We start from the raw sequence: 22,030 nt of genomic DNA on the forward strand, positions 1-22,030 counted from the left end.
ACTGCGAAGGTTACATGATATCAGCCAGACTTGGAAACTATCTCATCAAATTAGTCCCCCCATAGAACCCCCTTGAGCCATCTTGCACACTTTTCTCTTTTTGTCAAATTTTATGTTAAGAAAGATGTGACTAATGGATAGCTTATCAAGGGGGGAAGGGGGGATCAAACCTAAAATCCATTTTTAATTTAATTATAACCAGCTACTTAGTTTGGCTCTAGGTTTTAAAAACTCCACACAAGAAGATTCCTATCACAAATCAGCAACCCCAGAAATCTATTATGACCGCACAAACCCCGCTATTGCTCTCCGTTCTCTACGAGGAAGATTTTGTTCTCTGGACAGAAAAAACCGCCGAACTTTTAAAGCGAAAAGAGTTTGACGGAGTGGACTGGGAAAATCTGATCGAGGAAGTGGAGTGCATGGGGAGAAGCGAGCGCCAGGCCGTCGAAAGTTTATTAACTCAACTATTGATTCATCTTTTAAAACTGAGTTATTGGACAACGGAAAGAGAACGAAACGCGCGTCATTGGCTGGGAGAGATAGCCACTTTTCGAGTGCAACTGAAAAAAAAGATCAAAACCCCAACGCTAAAAAATCATGCCATTAATTCCTTTGGGGAGGCCTATTCAGACGCAAGACAAACCCTAATTGATGGGAGAATTGTCGATAAAAATATAATTCCCCTAGAGTCTATATTCACTCTCGAACAAGTATTAGACGGGGATTGGTTCCCCATCGATATCTCACCTTTTTTTACGGAAAGTTGAGAGCCACTGATAGTTAGTTCGAGGTTATCTCAAAATAATCTGGAGGACGAGCTTTTCCCTCATGTCTGACGTTTATCTAATTGCTGGCCCCAATGGTTCCGGGAAAACCACCGTCGCTAAAAAAATTTTACCCAACTTTTTAGGCGTTATCGAGTACGTTAACGCCGATGAAATTGCCGCCGGACTCTCACCTTTTAATCCTGAGTCGGTTGCTATCCAAGCAGGACGGTTGATGTTAGAAAGACTGATAACACTGAAGTGCCAAGGAATAGATTTTGCCTTTGAAAGCACCCTGGCAGCCCGACATTTTGCCCGTTTTTTGAGAGACTGTCGCAGTTCTGGCTATAGGCTCAATCTTATTTATTTTTGGCTACAAAGTCCACAATTAGCTTTAGAGAGAGTTCACAGAAGGGTAGCCAGTGGCGGTCATAATATTCCTGAAGATGTGGTTCGTCGTCGTTATGAGCGGGGACGTATTAACCTCATGCAGTTGTATTTACCTTTATGCGATACTTGGGTGATCTATGATAATTCTGGGGATGAGCCGCACTTAGTTGCTGCGTTAGGATTTAATCAACCTCCTATTATTTATAACCCAGACACCTTCCGAATCATTACCAGAAACTAAAATGAATGAACCCACCTTAACGGAACTGCATCAGAAAATCGATACAGGTGTTAGAGTCGCAATCGCAGAAGCAATTGAGAGACACCGCCTCTTAGGAGAGTCTATCAGCATTTTCAAAGATGGCCAAATTGTCACCTTAACAGCCGCCCAAATTCCGCCAAAACTTGCCAAAAAAACGGAAGTGTAAAAAATTGGTTGACTGTCTCAAATTTCACTATTCATAGAAACAGTTTCACCTATCCGAGGGATTTATATAGGGCTTGCTGAATAAATGTGAAATATAGACGAGGTAAGGGTTTTAGGGTTCTGTTTTGCTCTCACGGGTGCAAGATTTTGAGAGAATCTTCGTTTAAAACCTTGCGTCTTCATCGGCCCGTGTCCTGTAGGGGCGAAGCATTCGGGCAATAACCTATCAGTGAAACCGTAGATTTTCTATCCGAATGCTTCGCCCGTACTTTTTCAGCAGACCCTATATAGATGTCGGTTTTAGCAAATTCCCGTTACGAAAATCAAAACTACATAGTATAATAGTACTGTTCTTTACCTTTCGAGGTATAAATTATGTTAACAGAAAATCAAAAAAACCTTTTACGATGGATAGTCAAAGAAGTACGGGCTGGTCATCTTCCCGAGGGCAATATTTTGTGGGGTTGTCAGGTTTTCAACGGCCCTAGTTGGCCAAATTACACGGGTTCTGATAGCTGTCCTGAGGTCGAATTCTCAGAGCTCGCTACATTACAAGACCATCGTTATATTAAGTGGCAAAGAATAGCCTCGGATGAATACAAGGGCGCTCTAAGAGGAGAAGCTTATGAAGCGGTTGATTCTAACTTTGCTGAACCCGCCATCAGCAGCCAAAAGGTTTACGCGAAAAACTATTACAACCATGTAGAAACTATGACAGAAAATAAAGGAAACGTCAACATCAGCGGCGTACAGGGAAACGTGAGCGGAATTGCCGCCGCAGGCGAAAACCAAACCATGACCGGGGTTGCACTCGGACAAATTAGCGGTGTGGTCACGAACAGCATCGGTCAACTGCAATCGACGAATACCCCTGAAGCAACTCAACTGGCCACACTGCTCGAACAGCTTCAATCTGCGATCAAAAATGAATCCCACCTAGCGCCGGAAGATAAAGCGGAGGCGATGGAACAGGTCAAAACCCTGGCAGAAGCAGGACAGAAACCCGAAGATAATGCACTCCAAAAAGCGGCAAAAACTGCTTTGAAAATTCTCAAAGGAACGATTGCTGGTTTGCCCGATGCTGCCAAACTGGCCGAGTCATGTGCAAAACTGCTCCCCGCAATCGCTACTTTGCTATCACTTTCTTAGATTGGCTAAATCTCCCCCAATCTCTTTACTGTTGCCTCTTGCCCCTTGCATGAGTGCCTCATCTCAACAAGCAATTCAAATGCGCGGGCAGCTTAATTGTCTTCTAGCTTCGTAGAGGATGACAGCAGTAGCGATCGCAACATTTAAAGATTCCACACCACCAAAGAGGGGAATTTTCACCGTTTCATCGGCTAAAGCCGCTAATTGGGGCGATAAACCGGCTCCTTCATTGCCTAATAATATTAAAGTCGGACGGGTAAAATCAATCTCCCAGTGGTTTTTGGTGGCTGTGGGTAAAGTCGCGATCGCTTTTACCCCCTGTGCTTGATATTTTTTCACTAAAGCCGATAAATCCGATTCTACCACCAGGGGCGATCGAAACCATTCCCCCGCCGAACTGCGGATCACTTTGGGGTTATCGATTTCGACGCTATCGAGACTTAACCAGATACCCTGTACCTCTGTAGCCACGGCAGTGCGGATAATAGTGCCGAGATTACCCGGATCCTGCAATCTTTCCAAAACTAAGCCCAATTGTAGCGGATTTTGGGGGACTGGATGAAGGTGATCACGGGCAATAGTGGTAATCACACCATCGGGATTAACCGTTGTCGCTAGGGAAGCGAGGACTTCCGGGGAAACTATCTCGACTCGTTTCGCCTGATTTTGAAGCTTCTCCGCTAATTCTCCCTGTCTTTGCTGCCACTTTTCAGTATAACAAACCGTTTCTAGGGAACAATTCAGGGCTAAAGCCGTCTCTAGTAAGTGCGTTCCCTCAATTAAGGACAAATTCTGCTCCTGTCGCTCTCTAGTGCGGTGTAGCTTGCGAATTTGCTTGATTAAAGGGTTTTGAACACTGCTAATCATAGCCAATCGGATTTTTCACCCCGCTAGGGCTGCCCTAAATAACTACGTTTTGAGGGAGATAATGCGGAACTCGGGACTTGAACCCGAAAGTCTTTGCAGACACTAGAACCTGAATCTAGCGCGTCTACCAATTCCGCCAGTTCCGCGTTTTTCTTTCACAATCTTTTATTATACTATCGGACAATCCATAAGTCAAGATAGTTCAGATAATTAAGACAAAAATCGTTTTTCGGGGTAGAATCACCGATAATTCGTTCAAAAATCTGATAAGATGCAGTCTAATTTTACCGAAGCTTTCCTTAGCCAAGACTCCCAACCAAGATAAATGAATCATCCTATGACCATCGATACCGAGCATCCCTATTTAGAAATTCAAGGTCGTCACTCTCTCAAGGGTGAAGTTAAGATCAGTGGTGCCAAAAATGCCGCTCTAGTGATTATGGCGGGTGCTTTACTCTGCTCCGACGAGTGCCAGATTGGTAATGTACCTGCCCTGGCCGATATCGAGCGGATGAGTCAAATTCTCTCGGCTTTGGGCGTGCAAGTCCGTCGCACCGGAGATAGACTAGAGATTGATGGCAGAGACCTCAAACAAGCTCAAGCACCCTACGATCTCGTCTCCCAGTTGCGGGCCAGTTTTTTTGCCATTGGACCGATTTTAGCCCGTTTAGGAGAAGCAAAAGTTCCCCTCCCCGGCGGCTGCGCCATTGGGGCCAGACCAGTGGATCTGCACGTTAGGGGCCTACAGTCAATGGGTGCAGATGTATTAATCGATGGCGGCATGGTACACGCCCGCGTTAAAGGTAATGGTCGTCTGAAAGGGGCGAATATTTATCTGGATTATCCCAGTGTGGGAGCGACGGAAACCCTAATGATGGCGGCGACTTTAGCGGACGGGGAAACCATTCTCGGTAATGCAGCCCAGGAGCCGGAGGTGATTGATTTAGCCAATTTTTGTGTTTCCATGGGGGCAAAAATTCGCGGTGCTGGGACCAATACAATTGTCATCGAGGGAGTTTCCCGTCTGCACAGTACCGATTACAGTATCATTCCCGATCGCATTGAAGCCGGGACTTTACTGATAGCCGGGGCGATTACCCGCTCAGAAATTAGTCTTTATCCCGTGATTCCCAGCCATTTAGCTTCGGTAATTGCTAAACTGCACGAAATCGGTCCGGAAGTGGTGGAAGATGGTCCCAATCGTCTCCGGATTATCCCTAGAGACTTAAAAGCCACCGATATCGAAACCCTGCCCTATCCCGGGTTTCCCACGGATATGCAGGCCCAATTTATGGCTCTGTTAACTTTAACCGAGGGCAGTAGCGTGGTTAATGAGACGGTTTTTGAAAATCGCCTGCGTCATGTGGCGGAATTAAAGCGTCTGGGAGCAGATATCAAGGTCAAAGGAAATGTGGCTTTAGTGCGCGGTGTGCCTTTCCTATCTGGGGCGCCGGTGATGGCCACGGATCTACGCGCTTCGGCAGCTTTGGTGGTGGCGGGATTGGCAGCCCAGGGGACTACTATTGTGCAGGGACTCCATCACCTCGATCGAGGTTACGATAATTTAGAGGGTAAATTAGGAGCATTAGGGGCAAATTTACGCCGGGTTGATCCTTTGGCCTCAGAATTGGCTACCCTGACCCAATCTTAATAGGATGATTAGTTATCGCTGTTCTATCAGTGTTGAGAATTCCCGTGAGCAACAATATAGGACAGCGTTAATCGTGCTTGGTTGTTCTATATTGACGGAACCTTTCATCAGCGATCGCATTTACCAAATCTTAGCCATTACTAATACAAACCCCGGCAATTCTGGATCACCACTAATGGTTTCAGGAGCATTTAAAATCTCCGGTTCTCGATGGGGACGATAAATATAGACTTGGCGATTTTGGCGATCGATTAACCAACCCAATAAAGTACCATTGGCAATATATTCCTCCATCTTTTTCTGCAAACTGGATACTGTATCACTAGCAGAACGCAATTCAATGACAAAATCGGGACAGATGGGGGCAAAAGAGGCTTTTTGTTTTTCTGTTAAAGCATTCCAGCGTTCTAATTTAATCCAAGCAGCATCCGGTGAACGAGTCGCACCATTGGGCAGCGTAAAACCCGCACTAGAATCAAACCCAAGCCCCGTCCCATCTAGTTCTGACCAGTTCCCCAGTTGCACAGCTATATTAAGATTGCGATTACCCGTATCTGAAAAAGCAGGAGGCATAACGATCACTTCTCCACTAGCACTGCGTTCAATGCGTAAATCTCGATTGGCTAAACAAAATTCATAAAACTGCTCCTCCGTCATCGGCATAATCCAAGGAAGATCAATCATCAAAGGAGCCGAGGTCGCTTGTACAAGTAGTGTCGTCATATTTTCGCCCCACTCAAGAATTACATGAGTTAACAACTGAATGCCCTTCAATCTTAACTTAGCTCTTGTCATCGGCATTATTGACTACTAAAAGATAGAAGGCGATCGCTCTTAAAGTTGCCAAAGAAGCCTGACGGAGAGGAATGTAAATATTTATAAAAATGTAGCTTAGAATACAGTTATAAAGACAAAAGTGTGTATTTTCCTTTTATTGTCCGTCTTTTCAGAAAAAGAAACCACAAAAGTCTCCTAATACCATCAATAAAATCCGACAATTTCCCTTCATTAATTGGAGGGGTTTTTATCAGTTGTCATACTAAATCCGTTGAGTAACGCACAGAAAACGGGTTTCTCCGAGAAACCCGTTTTCTATTAATGCTTGGGGATAGTTTTTCCTAGCTTAGGGGGAGTGAAAGTTTAATTTTCCCTGAATCTTTCTAACAGTTCTGAGCGAGATAAATTAGCCAGAGAAAGAAGTAACCCGGTGCGTTCCGAGATAGGAAGTTGGGCAATCTGTTCCACCAGACCAGATAATTCTGTATCTAGGCTGCCAAAACGTCCTTCCAGAAGACTGGTTATCAGGGAATACCGTTCTTCTAAACTGCCTCGTTGTATCCCTTCTTGCATCCCTTCTTGTATCCCTCGTTGTATCCCTTCTTGTATCCCTTCTTGTTTCCACTCTTCTCGTTGTTGTAAATAAGCTGGTGATAAGTTCATGATGTCCTCCTGTTCTTCGGCACTTAAATTATCTCTTAATTCCAAACTCTTGCGCCAGTTGGCCAGAATTTCCAGTAAATTCTCTTGGAAAGGATATCGATAACATTGTACTTCATGTTTGTGAGAAAGGCTGTAAGAGTTTCAGCAGTTGGAGTTAACGGGGATTTTCCGAAAGTGACAGAAAAGGGATAATCTTCCACTCAATTGCCCAAAATAAAGGCTAGAATCGAAATATAGTATCGATCGCTACGGATTTTTCATGAATTACAGAAAATTTTGCTTGGCTTTTTTGCTGTCCCTTATCCTCATCAACACCGGATTAGTTATGCCTAGTTACGCAAACGAAAGAGAATTGAGGACAATTACCGTAACGGGAGAAGGAATAGAAAATATCGCCACTTCTCAAGCAATAGTGCGCTTAGGGGTAGAAATTCAAGGCAAAGAAGCGGGTAAGGTGCAGCGGGAAACCGCCACTCGTAGCGATGCGGTGGTTAAATTTCTCCGTTCCCGTCAAGTGGAAAAATTGGAAACCACCGGCATTAGTTTACAGCCCAATTACGACTTCAGCAACAATCAAAGACGTTTAATCGGTTATATCGGGGCTAATTTGATTAGTTTTCAGATTGATATAGCCCAAGCGGGTATTTTAATCGATGAAGCGGTCAAAGTCGGGGCAACACGCATCGATGGGGTCAGTTTTACTGCCGGAGAATCAGCGATCGCAGCTGCCCAAAGAACCGCTCTCATCAAAGCCACGGAACAAGCTAGAGAACAGGCTACAATCGTGTTACAAGCCCTCGGTTTAGTGCCGAAAGAAACGGTTTCTATCCAAGTGGGTAATACCAGTAATCCCGTGCCAATAGCCCGCTCAGAAGCGGTTTTTCGGAGTGCCGATGCTGCCAGTAGCCCGGTTATCGGAGGGGAACAAACCCTGCGCGCTGCTGTCACCCTCGAAATTAGCTATTAAGATAACTTTCAGCTATCAGTTATCAGCCTGGGTTTTTTTTGACCGGAAATCTTGGATACAGGCTGATAAAATCAACGCCGATGTTCGGAAACTCTAGAAAAAACTGTCCCCCTCATCCGTGAATTATCCTAACTTTTTACCCACTGTTAGCGAGGGATTGAGCGAAGATACCTCCCTTGCTCTCCTCCAGAATATCCAACAAATTGCCATCGATAGCCCCATCTATCCTCGATCGATTCTAACTACCTATAGTCAACAAGGGCAAGGTCAACCGCCCTTTGTTCTCCTGCACGGTTTTGATAGTTCCCTGCTGGAATTTCGGCGTTTACTACCTTTACTCGCCCGAAATAGGGAAACTTGGGCGATAGATCTACTCGGCTTCGGTTTTACTGAGCGATACCCAGATTTACAAGTATCTCCGAAAACTATTAAAAGCCATCTTTACCATTTCTGGCAAACTGCGATCGCCGAACCGATAATTTTAGTCGGTGCTTCCATGGGGGGTGCAGTGGCCCTAGATTTTGTCCTCTCCTACCCGGAAATAGTGGCGAAATTAGTCCTGATTGACAGCGCAGGACTAGCTAATCCCCCAGTTTTGGGTAAATTGATGTTTTCTCCCCTCGATAAGTGGGCAACTAATTTTTTAGCCAATCCCCGCGTGCGCCAAAATATCAGTCGTACCGCCTATTTTGATGCAACTTTGGCCACTGTTGATGCTTGCACCTGTGCTAATCTGCACCTGAATTGTCCCCACTGGAGTGAGGCTTTAATCTCCTTTACCAAAAGTGGCGGTTATGGGGCATTTTTGCCGAAATTAAGCCAAATAAACCGAGAAACTCTGATTATTTGGGGAGAAAACGATCAAATTTTAGGCACAAAAGACGCGAAGATATTTCAGCAGGCTTTACCTAATAATCAACTGGTCTGGATTCCTCGCTGTGGTCATGTTCCCCATCTCGAAAAACCGGAACTTACCGCGGCCGCGATAGTTAAATTTGCGAACTAAAAACTTATAATAGGGTTATTTGACCCTATAGTGCCAACTTTTATGAAATTTTTGCCGATCGCTCTCGCTTCATTCAGCCTTCTGAGTTTATCTGTCAATATTCCCCCTACCGTAGCCACACAACAGCTTTTTTGTCGAGGCCGCATGAATAACGGTTGGTCCTATTCAGCAGAATTTATCAATGGACGTTTTGAGCGCATTCGCTGGACGCGCTCCGGTCAACCTCCCCAAGTTTCTAGTCTTAGTTTTAAAAATACCAACAACAAAGGACAACCGATTTATCGGGGCAGTTTATTCGCCGCAGTCAGTGTCACTCTGATAGACTTATCGAAAGGAGATGTCCGTCCCGGTTCGCAAATTTCCGTGGGAGTGGAAGAATGGGGTTGGTCGCGGGGAAACTGCGGTCTTAACAGATGAACAACTTCGGTGAGAAGGTGAGTTTTATTGGGAGTATCGCGGATTTAATCCGCGACACCTTTGAGCGCGGCAAATATCAAGATGTTATATTGCCTTTCACCGTGTTGCGTCGCCTCGACTGTGTGTTAGAGCCGACCAAAGAGGAGGTCTTAGCAGCCTACAACCATTACAAAGACAAGCTCGACAACCTCGATCCCCTCCTGTGCAAAAAATCAGGATTTGCCTTCTATAACAGTTGTCCCTACGACTTCGAGAAACTCCTCGATGATCCCAGGCAACTGGGCAATTCGAGGGTCAGTTATCCCGGCGATAACTAACTGGAAATAGTTCAGCATCCCCATAAAATCCAGTTGTTTGACTTCCATTCCCCCGAAACCTACTGTTCAAACCCTTTACTTCATTTTGAAGGGCAAGAGTAAGAATGATTCTGTATTCTGTGTTACCGTTTGCCTTGGGAATTACTGAAAGGCCATTAACCCCTCTTGCCAAAACAGACCACAACCTGATAAACTGGTTGAGCCAAGGCTTCAGGGAAGAGAATGGGGCGATTTATCCTTAAGAGGGATTGACTTTTACGAAGTTTTATGATTGCTCAACTAGAAAGTCCCCGAAATCTGGTGATTAAGAGTTTTAGCCTGTTGGCTACTGGACTGACTAAGCAGACCTAACAAATTCAACTGTATGATACCGAGTCAAGACATCGGCGAGGCAGTAGATTCAGTCAGAAAAACTGACGCACAAGACTTCTCTAATTTAATGCCTAGACCTGGCTGGTAACAAGTGGCGGGTTTAGGTAGAGGTTGTTTTTGGTATTGAACCCCGATTCTTGTAGTTATTTACCCGTTTCAGTGATTGCCAATAGGGATTTTAAGCCCGTAATTGGTTGAAAATTTCTATTTATTCGCAAAAATCCCCAGTCGCTCCCTGTACTAATCCTAGAGATCGACTTCATGATCAGTAATTTTCCCCAACCAATTCTCTGGAAATCACCTTCCAGGACAATTTAGTTATTTTATGAGTAGCAATGCCTTAACCGATCGTGAACATCTAATCGAACTGTATAATCGAGGTGAACGCAACTTTGCGGAAGTCAGACTTAGCGGAGTCAATTTAAAGAGACAGTGTTTAAACCAGATTAACCTAAGTCATAGCTACTTAAGACAAGCCAATTTAACCGAAGCTTGTTTAATTAACGCTAATTTCAAGGCTGCTGACCTAGAAGAAGTTAATTTAAGCAAAGCTTGTCTTATCGATGCTAACCTAACTAAAGCCGCTCTTTCTGGCGCAAATTTGCACCAAAGTAACCTAAGCGGCGCAATTTTGAGTAATACTGTTCTGAAAAAGGCTGATTTAAGTTCTGCCTGTTTAATTCACAGTAGCTTACTTTTTGCTCAACTGTTCAAGGCGAATCTGGAAGCGGCTAATCTCACCTCAGCCACTTTAACCCATGCTATGGTGGGGAAAGCTAACCTAAAACGGGCTATTCTCACTCGTGCTATTCTTAGCTCTGCTAATCTTAGCCATGCTAACTTAAAAGAGGCTAACCTAATTCGAGCCTATCTCTATCAAGCTAATCTGGAAAACTGCCACCTTCAATACGCCGACCTCAGCTATGCCGATTTGCGCGGGGCGGATTTACGGGGGGCGGATTTACGTTATGCTAACCTCGAAGGAGCTAATCTGACGGGAGCTAACCTCAATTGTAGTGATTTTGAGGGAGCTAACTTAACCGGTGCCGATTTAAGCAAAACTGACGCGAATAAAGCCAATTTTCGCCAAGCTAACTTAACCGGTTGTAATCTTCTCGGTGCTAATTTAGCCTCCGCTAACCTTTCCGGTGCTAACCTACACCAAGCCGGATTACTCTTAAGTTATTTAGTGGGAAGCAATCTTAAACGGGCTAATCTCAAACGAGCTAATTTAATCGGGGCGATTTTAACCGAAAATAATCTTCTTTCCGCTTCCCTTGAAGAAACTATTCTTCCTAACGGTAGTCGCGGCAATCTCCTTTCCTAATATTCCTAGAAAAACCTGGTTGTAGAGACTTTTCCGCCAAGATTTCTATAACCGTGGGGTTTTTCTTCGGCAAAAGGGAGAGCCGGAGTTGGGAGTGGGAATTATGAATTATAAATTATATAGCGGTTCTCGCATCTGTGCGGCACACTTAAACCTTTGCTGATTAAGCTGTTCAGGATCGGGAATGTACCTCTTGTGAATCAGAAACGCTATATAACTCTTGCAAATTAATTATATGTTATAATGGGTGACCAACTAATTTTACCCAAAAAATTAGTTAATTAGTACAATCGTTCTAAATGAAAACCTGAAGTTTAACTTTTAACTCAAAACTCTTTAGATATGCTTTAATTTAGTTGTCAAAACCTCTTTATTTAAGCAGCACAAACTTTCTCAATTATGGTTACTAAGTAGTCGGACATAAATTCTGTTGTCTATCTTAAGAAATGTAAATTGCCGTAATTCTTACTGACGACCGACGACCGACTCCTTAGCCCACAGTTAACTTTACTTTTTTCCAACTACTTATCAGGTATCTTCTTGATCAGAAATCACTTTATTTATTCACCCTTTTGCCTCTTGCCTCTTGCATAAGTGCCTGTCCTCATAAGTAGCCTATACTCAGCGGATTTAGGATCAGGTGACGAAACTGGCATTTTCCCCTAATTCAAGGGAAAAACCCCGCATGACTTCCAGAAATCACCGGGGTTTTTAGGAAGAATAGGGATAGGGAAGCAGGGTGAGAGCATCTCAAACGCTATTGACAATTGGCCAATTTTGTGATCCGCATGGGCATTTCAAGTGATACCAGTCAATCAAAATAGTTAGGAAATCGACCAAATGGGTCGATTTTTGCCTAACAATTGAGATGGCCAATTCTCCTCAAATATGCCTGAATCGCTCTCTGGGTAAGCAACTCACATAAAGTTCATTTTGTCAAGGCTTGTTAAGATGCGCTTACCCTGGATAGGGAAGGAATTTAACCCTCGGTTTCCTCTCTGGTTTGGATAAACAGAATCAAGAGGAAAACGGTGGGGACTAGGACGAATAGGATACTAGCGATAAAGCCGAGATTATTTACTTGCATGAGTTAACTCCCTCTGTGACAACGGATTTACATAAAGATTAACTCCTAGAATATCATCCCAGAGAAGCCAAGGCGTTGCCGATTTGGAAGGGGAAGTGGGGAAGTGGGGAAGTGGGGAATGGGGGAATGGGGAAGTGGGGAAGTGGGGAAGTGGGGAAGTGGGGAAGTGGGGGAATGGGGAGATGGAGAGAATAAATAAAAATAATCTCCTGAATACTGAATCCTGAATCCTGACGACTGACGGCTGACTGCTGTATGATAAAACTTGTCCCGATAGGATAAATCAAGGTTGTGAAATTTGGTCAGTGGTTGGGGTTTATCTGTTTAATAATGGCTCTGTATGTATTGTGGCAGATTCGACAGCTGTTATTATTGATTTTTATGGTGATCGTGTTTACTGTAGCCTTAAATAGATGTGTGAAAGGATTGCAGAGATTAGGTATTAAAAGGGGTTTGGCTATTTTAATTACCCTGCTGACGAGTCTAGGAATTGTGATTTTATTTTTTATAATTATTGTTCCCCCCTTTATCGAACAGTTTCAAAAATTAATTGAACTTTTACCGCAAGCTTGGGATTTAGTCCGCAATAACTCGATTCGATGGCGACAACAATTTCAATTTGATTGGTTGCCATCGCTGCCTAATTTAACTGATTTATTCCAGCAGTTACAACCTTTAGGAACCTTTGTTTTTAGTAACTTTTTTACCTTCTTTTCTAACTCAGTTGCGGCAATTTTGCAATTATTATTCGTGCTGGTGTTAGCAATTATGATGTTAGCCAACCCCCAACCCTATCGACAAGCTTTCTTAAAATTATTTCCTAACTTCTATCGTCGTCGTGCTGAGGAAATTCTGACCCTATCGGAAGCGGGTTTAGGTAATTGGTTGTTGGGAATTGCCATTAGTTCAACTATGGTGGGATTATTCAGTGGTTTCGGTCTTTGGCTTCTACAAATTAATCTAGTTCTCGTTCATGCTATCCTGGCAGGATTGCTCAATTTTATCCCTAATATCGGACCGACTGCTAGTGTGATTTTTCCGATCCTCATTGCTGTTATCGATGCACCTTGGAAAATTGTCGCTATTCTGATTCTCTATTTTATTATCCAAAATGTCGAAAGTTATTGGCTGACACCCACTGTCATGGCTAAACAGGTATCTTTACTACCAGCAATTACCCTAATCGCTCAAATTTTCTTCGCTCAAATGTTTGGCATTTTAGGTTTGTTATTGGCGTTACCTTTGACGGTGGTAGTAAAAACATGGTTAGATGAATTATTATTCAAAGACATTTTAGATCAATGGGATCACGGTCATAACAAATCTTAAATAATCTCGGCAAAAGTCATGAAATTAATCATTCTTACTCTCGTTATTTTATCTAATGTTTTTGCTGCTCTCCCAGCTAAGTCGGAAACGGTTCTGGAAAAAATTAAACGCACGGGATTATTAGAAGTAGCGATGAGAGAAGATGCCATTCCCTTTGGCTATCGAGATAGTAATAATAATTTGCAGGGATTATGCTTAGATTTTATCCAATTGCTCAGAGGGGAACTCAAGCATAAATTAAACCTCCGGATCATCAGTGTCAAAATTTATAAATCAACTTTATTTAATCGCTTCCAGTTATTGGCAAATAAAACCGTTGATTTCGAGTGTGGTCCTAATAGTATCAGAAAAAATATACCTGATGGTGTTAGTTTTTCTCGTCCTTTTTTTGTCACGGGAACTCAGTTTTTAGTTCGGAGTGATAATCAGAAAAATTTTGACTTTTCTTCGTCCTTAGAAGGTATAAGTATTGGAGTTTTGCGAGATACCACCACTCAAGAATTATTAAGACAAAAATATCCTCTTGCTACCTATCAGGAATTTCAAGGAGTGACGGGAAGACTGCGGGGTATCCAAAGTTTAAGAAGGAATAGAATAGATGCTTTTGCTAGTGATGGTATTCTGCTAATTGGAGAAGCTGTCATTCTCGGTTTATCCCTAGGAAAAGATTATCAACTTATCCCGCGCAATCCTTTAAATTGCGATTATTATGGTTTCATTCTTCCCGCTAATGATCCCCAATGGCAAGAGTTTATTAATGGGGTTATCGTCACCAGTGAGAACAGAAATATTTTTAAAGCATGGTTTACTGAAGTTGCTTCCTATTTTAGAGATACCTGGCAGTATTGTCGTAATAATCCCGAAAAATCCCAGTAAAAATTAACGATTATGCACAAAAAAAAAGATATATTTTGGTTAATTGGTTGCGCTACAATAATCCTGTTTATTTGCAGCACGATCAGACATATTTTATTTCAATCTAACGCTCTCGATCTTGGCTGGTTTGATCAGGGAGTTTACCTAATTTCTCAAGGTAAACCACCGATTATATCTTTTGTTGACTACCATATTTTAGGCGATCACATCGCTTTTATTCTCTATCCTATAGCCTTACTTTATAAAATTTATCCTAGCGTTTATTGGCTGCTTTTCTTACAAGCTTTTTCCCTTTCTCTTGGTGCTTTTCCCCTCTGGCAATTGGCAATACAAGCGGGATTAAAAGAAAAACAAGCTTATACATTAGCCTTAGTTTATCTGCTCTATCCCCTGATTTTTAATGTTAATCTCTTTGATTTTCATCCTGAAGTTATCGCAGTTCCAGCCATTTTTTGGACAATTTTGGCCGCAAGATTAAATAATCTCTGGGGATTTTTTCTAGGAATCATTATTATTCTCGGTTGTAAAGCAATTCTCTCTTTAACATTGTTGGGAATGGGTATCTGGTTACTTCTCTGGGAAAAGAAAAAAATCCCCGGAATAATTGCCATGATTACCGGCATTCTTTGGTTTATTATCACCACGAAGTTATTAATTCCCCTCCTGACAGGAAAATCGGCAGTTGTTGAAATGGCCGATTCTCGATATAGTTATCTAGGAGATAGTTTGCCAGCAATTATCTTTAATCTTTTCCTCAAACCCGATCTAGTCTTGGGAAAAATCTTTACTGGCAATAATCTAGAATACCTAATCCTATTAATTATTCCCTTAGTTTGGGGTTTATCCTGGCGCTATTCTGCCCCAATAATTGCCGCTATTCCCGCACTCGCTTTAAATTTATTGGCAGATCATGCCCCACAAAAAAACTTAACCACTCAATATTCCCTGCCAATTTTGCCCTTTTTATTTCTAGCGGTTATCGCCACTTTAGCCCATAATGGTAACTGGTTAAAAAAACCTAAATGGATAATTACTTGGGCAACTATTGCCTTTCTTGCCTTAGCTAAATACGGCTATTTTTGGTCACTGTATTTAAATTCCCTCGATACTTGGTCCGCCACCCAAAAAGCTCTAACCCAAATTACCACCAGTGAGAGTGTCTTGACTACTTCTAGAATTGCCCCCCATCTTACCCATCGAGAAATGATCAAATTAGCGATCGAAGGCTCCCAATCCCTAGATTTAAATCAATTTAATTATATCCTACTTGATCGCCGTCATCCCGGTTGGTCTAGTTCACCAGAACTAATTGATTATCACTTAAATAAACTGAATCAAAATGAGAACTTTCGGTTAATCGTTAATCAGGATGATGTGTTTTTATATCGGGCCTTGACAACCCCTCAAGGAACAAAATAATTTTTCGTTCCACCAATTCCAATAAATTTTCTTTATCGATGGGAAACCAGACAATACCAGCATCGGCACGAAACCAAGTGCGCTGACGTTTGGCAAATTGACGGGTATGGAGGATAATTAAATCGATCGCCTGTTCTAAAGAAATTTCCCCGAGCAGATATTGCTTAATCTCTGCATAACCCAAAGTCTGCAAAAGTGGCAAATCCCAACCGTATTTATCCCCCAAATTCTGCACCTCTGCTACTAATCCTTTTGCAATCATTTGATCAGTACGAACAGTGATCCGCTTGTCTAAACTTTCTGGGGAACAATCTAAACCAATTTGTAAAATTGGATAAGTGGGGGGATTTTCTCCCTGCTGACTAGAGATAGGTTTTCCTGTCAGATAAAAAACCTCTAAAGCGCGTAAAGTCCTTACCTGATCATGGGGATGAATTTTTTTAGCGGCATCTTCATCTACCTGGGTCAGAATTTGATAAAGATAGGATTGTCCTAAAGCTTGTAATTGCCGTCTTAAATCCGCTTGAGGAGAAACCCTCGGTATTTTTAAACCTTTGACAATGGACTTGATATAAAGTCCCGTACCACCGACCAAAAACAGAGGAGAATAGTGGAGAGTGCTGATTAACTTCTCAGCTTGTTCTTGGTACTGTGCTAGGGTAAAATTATCTTGAGGCTGACAAATATCAATTAGATAATGGGGAATCCGCTGACATTCTTCTAAGCTAGGTTTAGCAGTACCAATATTAAATTCTCGATAGATTTGTCTGGAATCGGCACTGAGAATTACTGAATTAAACTTTTCGGCCAATTGTAGGGCTAAACTGGATTTTCCTGTGGCAGTTGCCCCACAAATAACAATTAAAATAGGTAAAGAGGAAGGCTGCATCTCATTTTCGTAAATCTACCAAGTTGGGATTTTTAAGGGGAAACTCTCGGTTAAAATCGGGCCTTACTTGTGATTTTATCACTCAATCCCAGCTTTTGGGGGGTTCTACCCCCCAAACCCCCCGTTGGGGGCGTGGCGCCGCCCCCAAACCCCCCGCGCATTAGCTTTTCGGTGGGATGCTTACACGCAGTTGTTCATACATTTGTACCAATTTAAGAGTCACTGATAATTGCTGATTGTCGGTATTTCTGCAAATGTGAGATGCAGCCAAGAGGAAAGGGGAAGTAGTCATCGATTTTACATGACAGTAAACAGTAATCAGTAATCAGTAATCAGTAATCAGTAATCAGTAATCAGTGAAAAGACAGGAATGTTAAGCTAAGACCCATTTAAACAGGGTAAGTAGCTAGACACAATTAATTACACATATCTAACTACCTCTTGCCTGTTGCCTGTTGCCTTTTGCCTATCCTAACTAAAAAGTTAATTTTGTCCTATTACTTAGGGCTGGCTGAATAATGGTAAAACCCTTGTTGGTTAAGACTTTTAGAGTTTTTGTAAATCAAAAAGTACCAGATATGGGAGTGATCGGGGGGAAAATTCAGGGACTCTTTCCCTGAAAATTAGGTAATTGACCCCTTCAAAATCGGTAAAACCCTACACCCCACACCCCACACCCTGCCCCCAAGAAAAACTTTTTGCCGCAAACCCTACTTATTGTTAAGCTGATTAACAGCTTAAGTTTGTCATTAATTTTCGTTTAACAAAAAAAACAGCACCCATCAGGATGCTGTTTGTCAAGAAAATGTTACAAAACTTAAGCTAAAGCCGCCATTTTCACATCGTTATGAGCGAGGATATTTTGCAACTCCTCTGCGTCCACGGTTTCTTTTTCCACTAACATTTGTGCTAACTGGTCCAAGATGGCGCGGTTATTGACTAAAACCTCTTTAGCGCGACGATAGGCCTGTTCCACTAGGTTACGCACCTCCTCGTCAATAGCTGCCGCAGTTTCATCGGAGAAATCTCGATCGGAAGCGATATCACGACCTAGGAAAACATTACCATTTTGACGACCTAAGGCCACTGGCCCCAGGCGATCGCTCATGCCGAAACGAGTGACCATTTGCCGCGCTACTCGTGCCACCTGTTGCAGGTCATTAGAAGCACCCGTAGTTACTTCCTCCTCACCGAAGATAATTTCTTCAGCTAAACGACCCCCCAAAGCTACAGCCATCTGATTTTGCAGATAAGCGCGAGAATATAACCCGGATTCCATGCGATCCTCGCTGGGAGTGAACCAAGTTAAACCCCCAGCGCGACCGCGAGGAATAATACTAATTTTCTGGACAGGATCATAATCCGGCATTAAAGCACCCACCAAAGCATGACCAGCTTCATGGTAAGCAACTAAAGTTTTGCGTTTTTCACTCATGACGCGATTTTTCTTCTCAGGACCTGCTAGGACACGATCGATCGCATCGTTGATCTCATCCATAGAAATCTCGGTTAAATTGCGACGTGCCGCTAAAATGGCGGCTTCGTTGAGCAAATTAGCCAGATCCGCACCGGTAAAACCGGGGGTACGACGGGCGATTTTATCGAGATCCACGTCTTGGGCCAAAGTTTTGCCTCTGGAGTGGACATTAAGGATTTCCTTACGGCCAGCGTAATCGGGACGATCCACCACTACTTGGCGATCGAAACGACCCGGACGTAATAAAGCGGCATCCAATACATCAGGACGGTTAGTGGCGGCGATAATGATAATACCTGTATTACCTTCAAAACCGTCCATTTCCGTTAATAATTGGTTGAGGGTTTGTTCCCGTTCATCGTTACCACCCCCTAAACCGGCACCCCGTTGACGACCGACAGCATCAATCTCATCGATAAAGACGATACAAGGTGCATTCGCTTTCGCTTGTTCAAATAGGTCGCGGACGCGAGACGCACCCACCCCGACGAACATTTCCACGAATTCCGAACCGGAAATGCTAAAAAACGGGACTCCTGCTTCTCCAGCTACTGCGCGAGCGAGTAGGGTTTTACCTGTCCCCGGAGGACCGACTAAAAGGACTCCTTTGGGGATTTTTGCCCCAATTGCCGTGAAGCGATCGGCATTTTTCAGGAAGTCCACCACTTCGTTTAATTCTAATTTTGCCCCTTCAATCCCGGCCACATCACCGAAAGTAACCTGGGTTTGGGGTTCCATCTGTACCCTTGCTTTCGATTTGCCGAAGTTCATCGCTTGGGAACCGGGACCACTTTGGGCGCGACGGAGCAAGAAAAATAGACCAACAAGAAGTAAAATCGGGAAAAAGAGGCTACTGAAAGCTCTTACCCATACTCCTTCTTCTCTTTGGGGCAGTACGGAAATATCAACGTTATTTTCTGCCAAGATGTTGATTAATTGCGGATCGTTGGGCAGGTTAACTAATACATTTGCACCATCTTGGGTGGGTACGATCGCCCGTTGCCGGTCGGCACTTAAGCGCACGGTTTCCACTTTACCTTCCCGCACTTCCTGTAAAAATTCACTATACTTCCAAGTCTGTTGCACTGCTGGCTGGCGATCGAAGAAAGCTGAGGCCAAGGCAAGGACTACGATTAACAATAGGGCATATAGTCCCGCATTGCGCCATTTTTTGTTATTACCGTTTTTGTTCACGCTGTCGAACTCCTGATAAATTGGGGATGATCTTATCGGTTGTTAAGGGGTTGTTAACTTATGTTAACGTTTCTCAGGAACAGTGGACAGGTTTTTTTAAAAGATGCCCCTCGTAGTCCTCCATCGGGGTTAGCTGTTGGGGGTGGGGGAGTATGTCAATGTGACTCTCCTCGACCGAGTATGATCAATTTGTAACAAAATGCCAAAATACTGCATAAAAGCTGGAAGTGGAACGATAGAGAGTTTAGTTGACCTCCACGGGGACTAGCTAGATGAAAAAACGAGAGACTTTGCTGGAGAAGTTTTGTTGCTTTTTAGTTTTGCAGCAAAATAGGACAGAATGGAATTGCGATCGGCGTTTGCGTCGTAACATGGAAAGCTATGGCCAAATCGATCCTAATGTCGAGTCCGAGGATTATTGGTCTCTATTCTTTCACCAACAGTATCAGAATCACGGTTCCAAAAATCATCTTTGTCGTGGGCATTTATACGCTTATTTGCAGGAACCTTGCTACTGGGCTGCTGCCGAAATCTATCAAAAATATCAAGCTAAACTGGATTATCAGATCGAAGACTACTTTAACGAAGGAATTCTTGATTTTGAGGCTATCTTAGCTGACTTTAAGCCTTTATTCTCCACTCGCTTCGATAATTTTGCCAATCAGAGGATTAAATATCGCTTAATCGATCGCATCCGTCAGATTAGTCAAGCATTCGGCCATAATACTTGGAGCCTACTACTTAATTCTACCGGAGCGCGTCTCAGCCAAGCTCTCCTAGCGAGGGGATTAGTGGGGGAAACTCTCGAAAATTACCTTTTAGCTTGGGATTACTATAAAGAAATTTATGCCCAGGCAAAAATAAAAACCGATGGTAAAATTCAGGAACCTAGTCCAGAAATCTGGCAAAAAATCGCCGCTGCTTATAACTCGGATAGCCACTCTACCATCAAAATCAATTCTGCGACAATTACCCGATGGTTAAAGGATGCGGGACAAGCTATTTCTGATTATTTATTTCCCCAAGGAAAAACAATTTCTCTACAGCAACCTTTAGGGGGTGAGGAAAGTAGCACGAGGGAAGAAATGATCGAAGATACTCTCCATAATAACCCTTGGCAGCAATTAGAAGCGGCGGAAAATTTTCGCGAGTCGCAACAAAACCACCAAAAAATTCTAGCTTGGTTACGCGCAGAAATTCAACAGATTTGTCAGCAGCCGCAACAGGCAAAACTGCATCCGCAAATTCAGTTAATTCTAGAGATGACTTATGGTTCAGGGTTGGGACAAGTGGCAATTGCCGCTAAGATTACAGAAATCACCACGGTGGTTATCAAACAATATCAGGTTTCTAGGGAACTGGATAAAGTTTATCGTCACCTCGCTAAAAAGTTTTTACCCTGGGCCAGCGAAAACCTGCATATTTCTTTCCAGTCTCCCGATAGAGAAGTTATTAGTAAGGCAATAGAACCATGGCTAACATACTACTATCAAACCAGCGCAACAACTCAGGAGGATTAATTATGGTTAATGATTGGTTAGAACTAACTCCTGATAGCATTTGGCTAGAAATACCCGCAGATATTCAAGAGATAAGTTGGGCAAAAAGTGCCAGTTTTACTGATGCCAGTATTCGTCAGAGATTTTATGTTAATTATCTCTGTCAACAAGTTATTTTTAACTATCTACAGTCAGGGATGCCTGGGGTTAGTTTAGTAGAAAATCAAGAGGATTTCTGGCAACTAGGAGTTAATGGTTTTACCGTTAAATTAGGCGAAAAGTCAGTAATATTTATTGCCAGCGAAACTCTGGATCTAGAAGCGATCGAAATTCCTCAAGAATGGGTAGATATTCCTCAATTAATTGGTGATTATTATCTAGCGGTACAGGTAAACACTGCCGAAAGTCATCTAAGAATTTGGGGTTATACTACCTATAAAGATATTAAGGAAAAAGGACAATATATTAAGCGTAATCTTAACTACTCTCTACCGAGAAATCAACTGCAATCAGGATCAGATTCTTTGGATTTATGGGGAGAGTATCAATTACAAGCAGTTAAGATTGAACGGGAAAAGATGGAAGAAAAACTATCTTTAGATAGATTGACAACCTTGCTAGACATCTTAGCTAATCCTCAGTTAATCTTTCCCAGAAAAGCCGTTGCTTTTCAGGAATGGGCAGCAGTTATCGTCAATAGTAACTGGAGAAAAATTTTAATTACCCGTCGGCAAAAATCCCCCGTCAAGTTAACCAATTGGTTTACTGATAATTTCCCCATTGATTGGCAAAGTATCCTCGATTTTAGCTCACTGTCACTGGTTCCAGCTTTCAAAAATACAGAAATTAAACGCATCAAAGATTTAGGAATAGAATTACTGGGAAATTCCCTCGCTTTGATGATTACTATCGCTAAAACTGAAGAAGTATTTAGCCTACAAGCGACTGTTTACCCCACCGGAGAAACAAGCACTTTACCCCCCCATTTAAAATTAACTATTCTCACCGAAACTGGTCAGGTTTTTCGAGAAGTAATTGCCACAGATAACGATGAATTTATTCGTTATCGATTTGATGCTGAATTGGGGGATAAATTCTTCATTGAAGTGGCCTTAGAATCGGCAAGAGTCACCGAATATTTACAAGTATAAGCGAGGAAAAAC

Annotated in this window: 20 protein-coding genes, 1 tRNA gene and 1 pseudogene; 15 read left to right on the plus strand and 7 right to left on the minus strand. The window is 42.8% G+C overall.

From position 1 onward, the window contains the following. Positions 1-281 precede the first annotated feature (281 nt). The 4 genes from IM462_RS01045 to IM462_RS01060 all read left to right on the plus strand — a co-directional run bounded on the left by IM462_RS01045 (position 282) and on the right by IM462_RS01060 (position 2,733). Complete coding sequence (locus tag IM462_RS01045; RefSeq protein WP_287702022.1) at positions 282-770, plus strand: DUF29 domain-containing protein; 489 nt, start codon at positions 282-284, stop codon at positions 768-770. A gap of 61 nt (positions 771-831) precedes the next feature. Continuing rightward, positions 832-1,398 (plus strand): ATPase, encoded by a 567-nt coding sequence (locus IM462_RS01050; protein ID WP_287702024.1) that lies wholly within the window; start codon positions 832-834, stop codon positions 1,396-1,398. Between the two features lies 1 nt (position 1,399). Next, the gene (locus IM462_RS01055; protein ID WP_287702027.1) at positions 1,400-1,585 is read left to right on the plus strand and encodes a hypothetical protein; all 186 of its coding nucleotides are present in this window, start codon (positions 1,400-1,402) and stop codon (positions 1,583-1,585) included. A 374-nt stretch (positions 1,586-1,959) separates the two neighbouring features. Continuing rightward, positions 1,960-2,733: a hypothetical protein gene (locus IM462_RS01060; protein ID WP_287702028.1), complete on the plus strand. Its 774-nt coding sequence runs from the start codon at positions 1,960-1,962 to the stop codon at positions 2,731-2,733. Positions 2,734-2,808: 75 nt separating this feature from the next. Here IM462_RS01060 and IM462_RS01065 read toward each other — a convergent pair whose 3' ends face one another. Together IM462_RS01065 and IM462_RS01070 are read right to left on the minus strand one after the other, a co-directional pair. After that, a complete protein-coding gene (locus IM462_RS01065; RefSeq protein WP_287702030.1) occupies positions 2,809-3,600 on the minus strand; it encodes a TrmH family RNA methyltransferase in 792 nt (263 codons plus the stop codon). Between the two features lie 62 nt (positions 3,601-3,662). Further along, positions 3,663-3,746, minus strand: a tRNA-Leu gene (locus IM462_RS01070). Positions 3,747-3,937: 191 nt separating this feature from the next. Between IM462_RS01070 and murA the strand changes: the two genes are divergently transcribed. Beyond that, positions 3,938-5,251 (plus strand): UDP-N-acetylglucosamine 1-carboxyvinyltransferase, encoded by a 1,314-nt coding sequence (gene murA / locus IM462_RS01075; RefSeq protein ID WP_287702032.1) that lies wholly within the window; start codon positions 3,938-3,940, stop codon positions 5,249-5,251. A gap of 120 nt (positions 5,252-5,371) precedes the next feature. Here murA and IM462_RS01080 read toward each other — a convergent pair whose 3' ends face one another. Further along, complete coding sequence (locus tag IM462_RS01080) at positions 5,372-5,974, minus strand: Uma2 family endonuclease (RefSeq protein ID WP_287702034.1); 603 nt, start codon at positions 5,972-5,974, stop codon at positions 5,372-5,374. 417 nt (positions 5,975-6,391) lie between these two features. Then, positions 6,392-6,784 (minus strand): annotated as a pseudogene (locus IM462_RS01085) (hypothetical protein); the annotation flags it as partial. Positions 6,785-6,950: 166 nt separating this feature from the next. Here IM462_RS01085 and IM462_RS01090 point away from each other — a divergent pair. From IM462_RS01090 to IM462_RS01110, 5 genes are all read left to right on the plus strand, one after another. Further along, positions 6,951-7,658, plus strand: a complete 708-nt coding sequence (locus IM462_RS01090; RefSeq protein WP_149974437.1) for an SIMPL domain-containing protein — start codon at positions 6,951-6,953, stop codon at positions 7,656-7,658. A 118-nt stretch (positions 7,659-7,776) separates the two neighbouring features. After that, positions 7,777-8,664 carry an alpha/beta fold hydrolase gene (locus IM462_RS01095; RefSeq protein WP_287702037.1) on the plus strand — a complete coding sequence of 296 codons (888 nt, stop codon included), beginning with the start codon at positions 7,777-7,779 and terminating at the stop codon, positions 8,662-8,664. Positions 8,665-8,706: 42 nt separating this feature from the next. After that, positions 8,707-9,081 (plus strand): hypothetical protein, encoded by a 375-nt coding sequence (locus IM462_RS01100; RefSeq protein WP_287702039.1) that lies wholly within the window; start codon positions 8,707-8,709, stop codon positions 9,079-9,081. After that, on the plus strand, positions 9,078-9,398 hold the full coding sequence (locus IM462_RS01105) for a type I restriction-modification system subunit M N-terminal domain-containing protein (RefSeq protein WP_287702041.1): 321 nt from the start codon (positions 9,078-9,080) through the stop codon (positions 9,396-9,398). The genes IM462_RS01100 and IM462_RS01105 overlap by 4 nt, the downstream gene beginning before the upstream one ends. Positions 9,399-10,095: 697 nt before the next feature. Beyond that, a complete protein-coding gene (locus tag IM462_RS01110; RefSeq protein ID WP_287702043.1) occupies positions 10,096-11,097 on the plus strand; it encodes a pentapeptide repeat-containing protein in 1,002 nt (333 codons plus the stop codon). 979 nt (positions 11,098-12,076) lie between these two features. Here the strand turns inward: IM462_RS01110 and psbM are convergent. After that, positions 12,077-12,184 (minus strand): photosystem II reaction center protein PsbM, encoded by a 108-nt coding sequence (gene psbM, locus IM462_RS01115; RefSeq protein ID WP_002745897.1) that lies wholly within the window; start codon positions 12,182-12,184, stop codon positions 12,077-12,079. Between the two features lie 291 nt (positions 12,185-12,475). On the opposite strand from psbM, the gene IM462_RS01120 reads away from it, so the two are divergent. From IM462_RS01120 to IM462_RS01130, 3 genes are read left to right on the plus strand one after another with little or no spacing between them, the layout of a single operon-like run. After that, positions 12,476-13,513 (plus strand): AI-2E family transporter, encoded by a 1,038-nt coding sequence (locus IM462_RS01120; RefSeq protein ID WP_287702045.1) that lies wholly within the window; start codon positions 12,476-12,478, stop codon positions 13,511-13,513. 18 nt (positions 13,514-13,531) lie between these two features. After that, positions 13,532-14,389, plus strand: a complete 858-nt coding sequence (locus IM462_RS01125; protein ID WP_287702047.1) for an amino acid ABC transporter substrate-binding protein — start codon at positions 13,532-13,534, stop codon at positions 14,387-14,389. Between the two features lie 12 nt (positions 14,390-14,401). Next, entirely contained in the window at positions 14,402-15,808 is a 1,407-nt protein-coding gene (locus tag IM462_RS01130) for a DUF2079 domain-containing protein (RefSeq protein ID WP_287702049.1), read from the plus strand. On the opposite strand, the gene miaA is transcribed toward IM462_RS01130, so the two are convergent. After that, the gene (gene miaA / locus IM462_RS01135; RefSeq protein ID WP_287702051.1) at positions 15,750-16,697 is read right to left on the minus strand and encodes a tRNA (adenosine(37)-N6)-dimethylallyltransferase MiaA; all 948 of its coding nucleotides are present in this window, start codon (positions 16,695-16,697) and stop codon (positions 15,750-15,752) included. The two genes, IM462_RS01130 and miaA, sit on opposite strands and share 59 nt — an antisense overlap. 817 nt (positions 16,698-17,514) lie before the next feature. Then, complete coding sequence (gene ftsH3 / locus IM462_RS01140; protein WP_052275780.1) at positions 17,515-19,368, minus strand: ATP-dependent zinc metalloprotease FtsH3; 1,854 nt, start codon at positions 19,366-19,368, stop codon at positions 17,515-17,517. 272 nt (positions 19,369-19,640) lie between these two features. On the opposite strand from ftsH3, the gene IM462_RS01145 reads away from it, so the two are divergent. Continuing rightward, positions 19,641-20,888 carry a sigma-70 family RNA polymerase sigma factor gene (locus IM462_RS01145; RefSeq protein ID WP_287702053.1) on the plus strand — a complete coding sequence of 416 codons (1,248 nt, stop codon included), beginning with the start codon at positions 19,641-19,643 and terminating at the stop codon, positions 20,886-20,888. A gap of 2 nt (positions 20,889-20,890) precedes the next feature. Next, a complete protein-coding gene (locus tag IM462_RS01150; RefSeq protein ID WP_287702055.1) occupies positions 20,891-22,018 on the plus strand; it encodes a DUF1822 family protein in 1,128 nt (375 codons plus the stop codon). Positions 22,019-22,030 lie beyond the last annotated feature (12 nt).

The sequence above is a fragment of the Microcystis sp. M144S2 genome, from assembly GCF_020246065.1.
Taxonomy (GTDB): domain Bacteria; phylum Cyanobacteriota; class Cyanobacteriia; order Cyanobacteriales; family Microcystaceae; genus Microcystis; species Microcystis ichthyoblabe_A.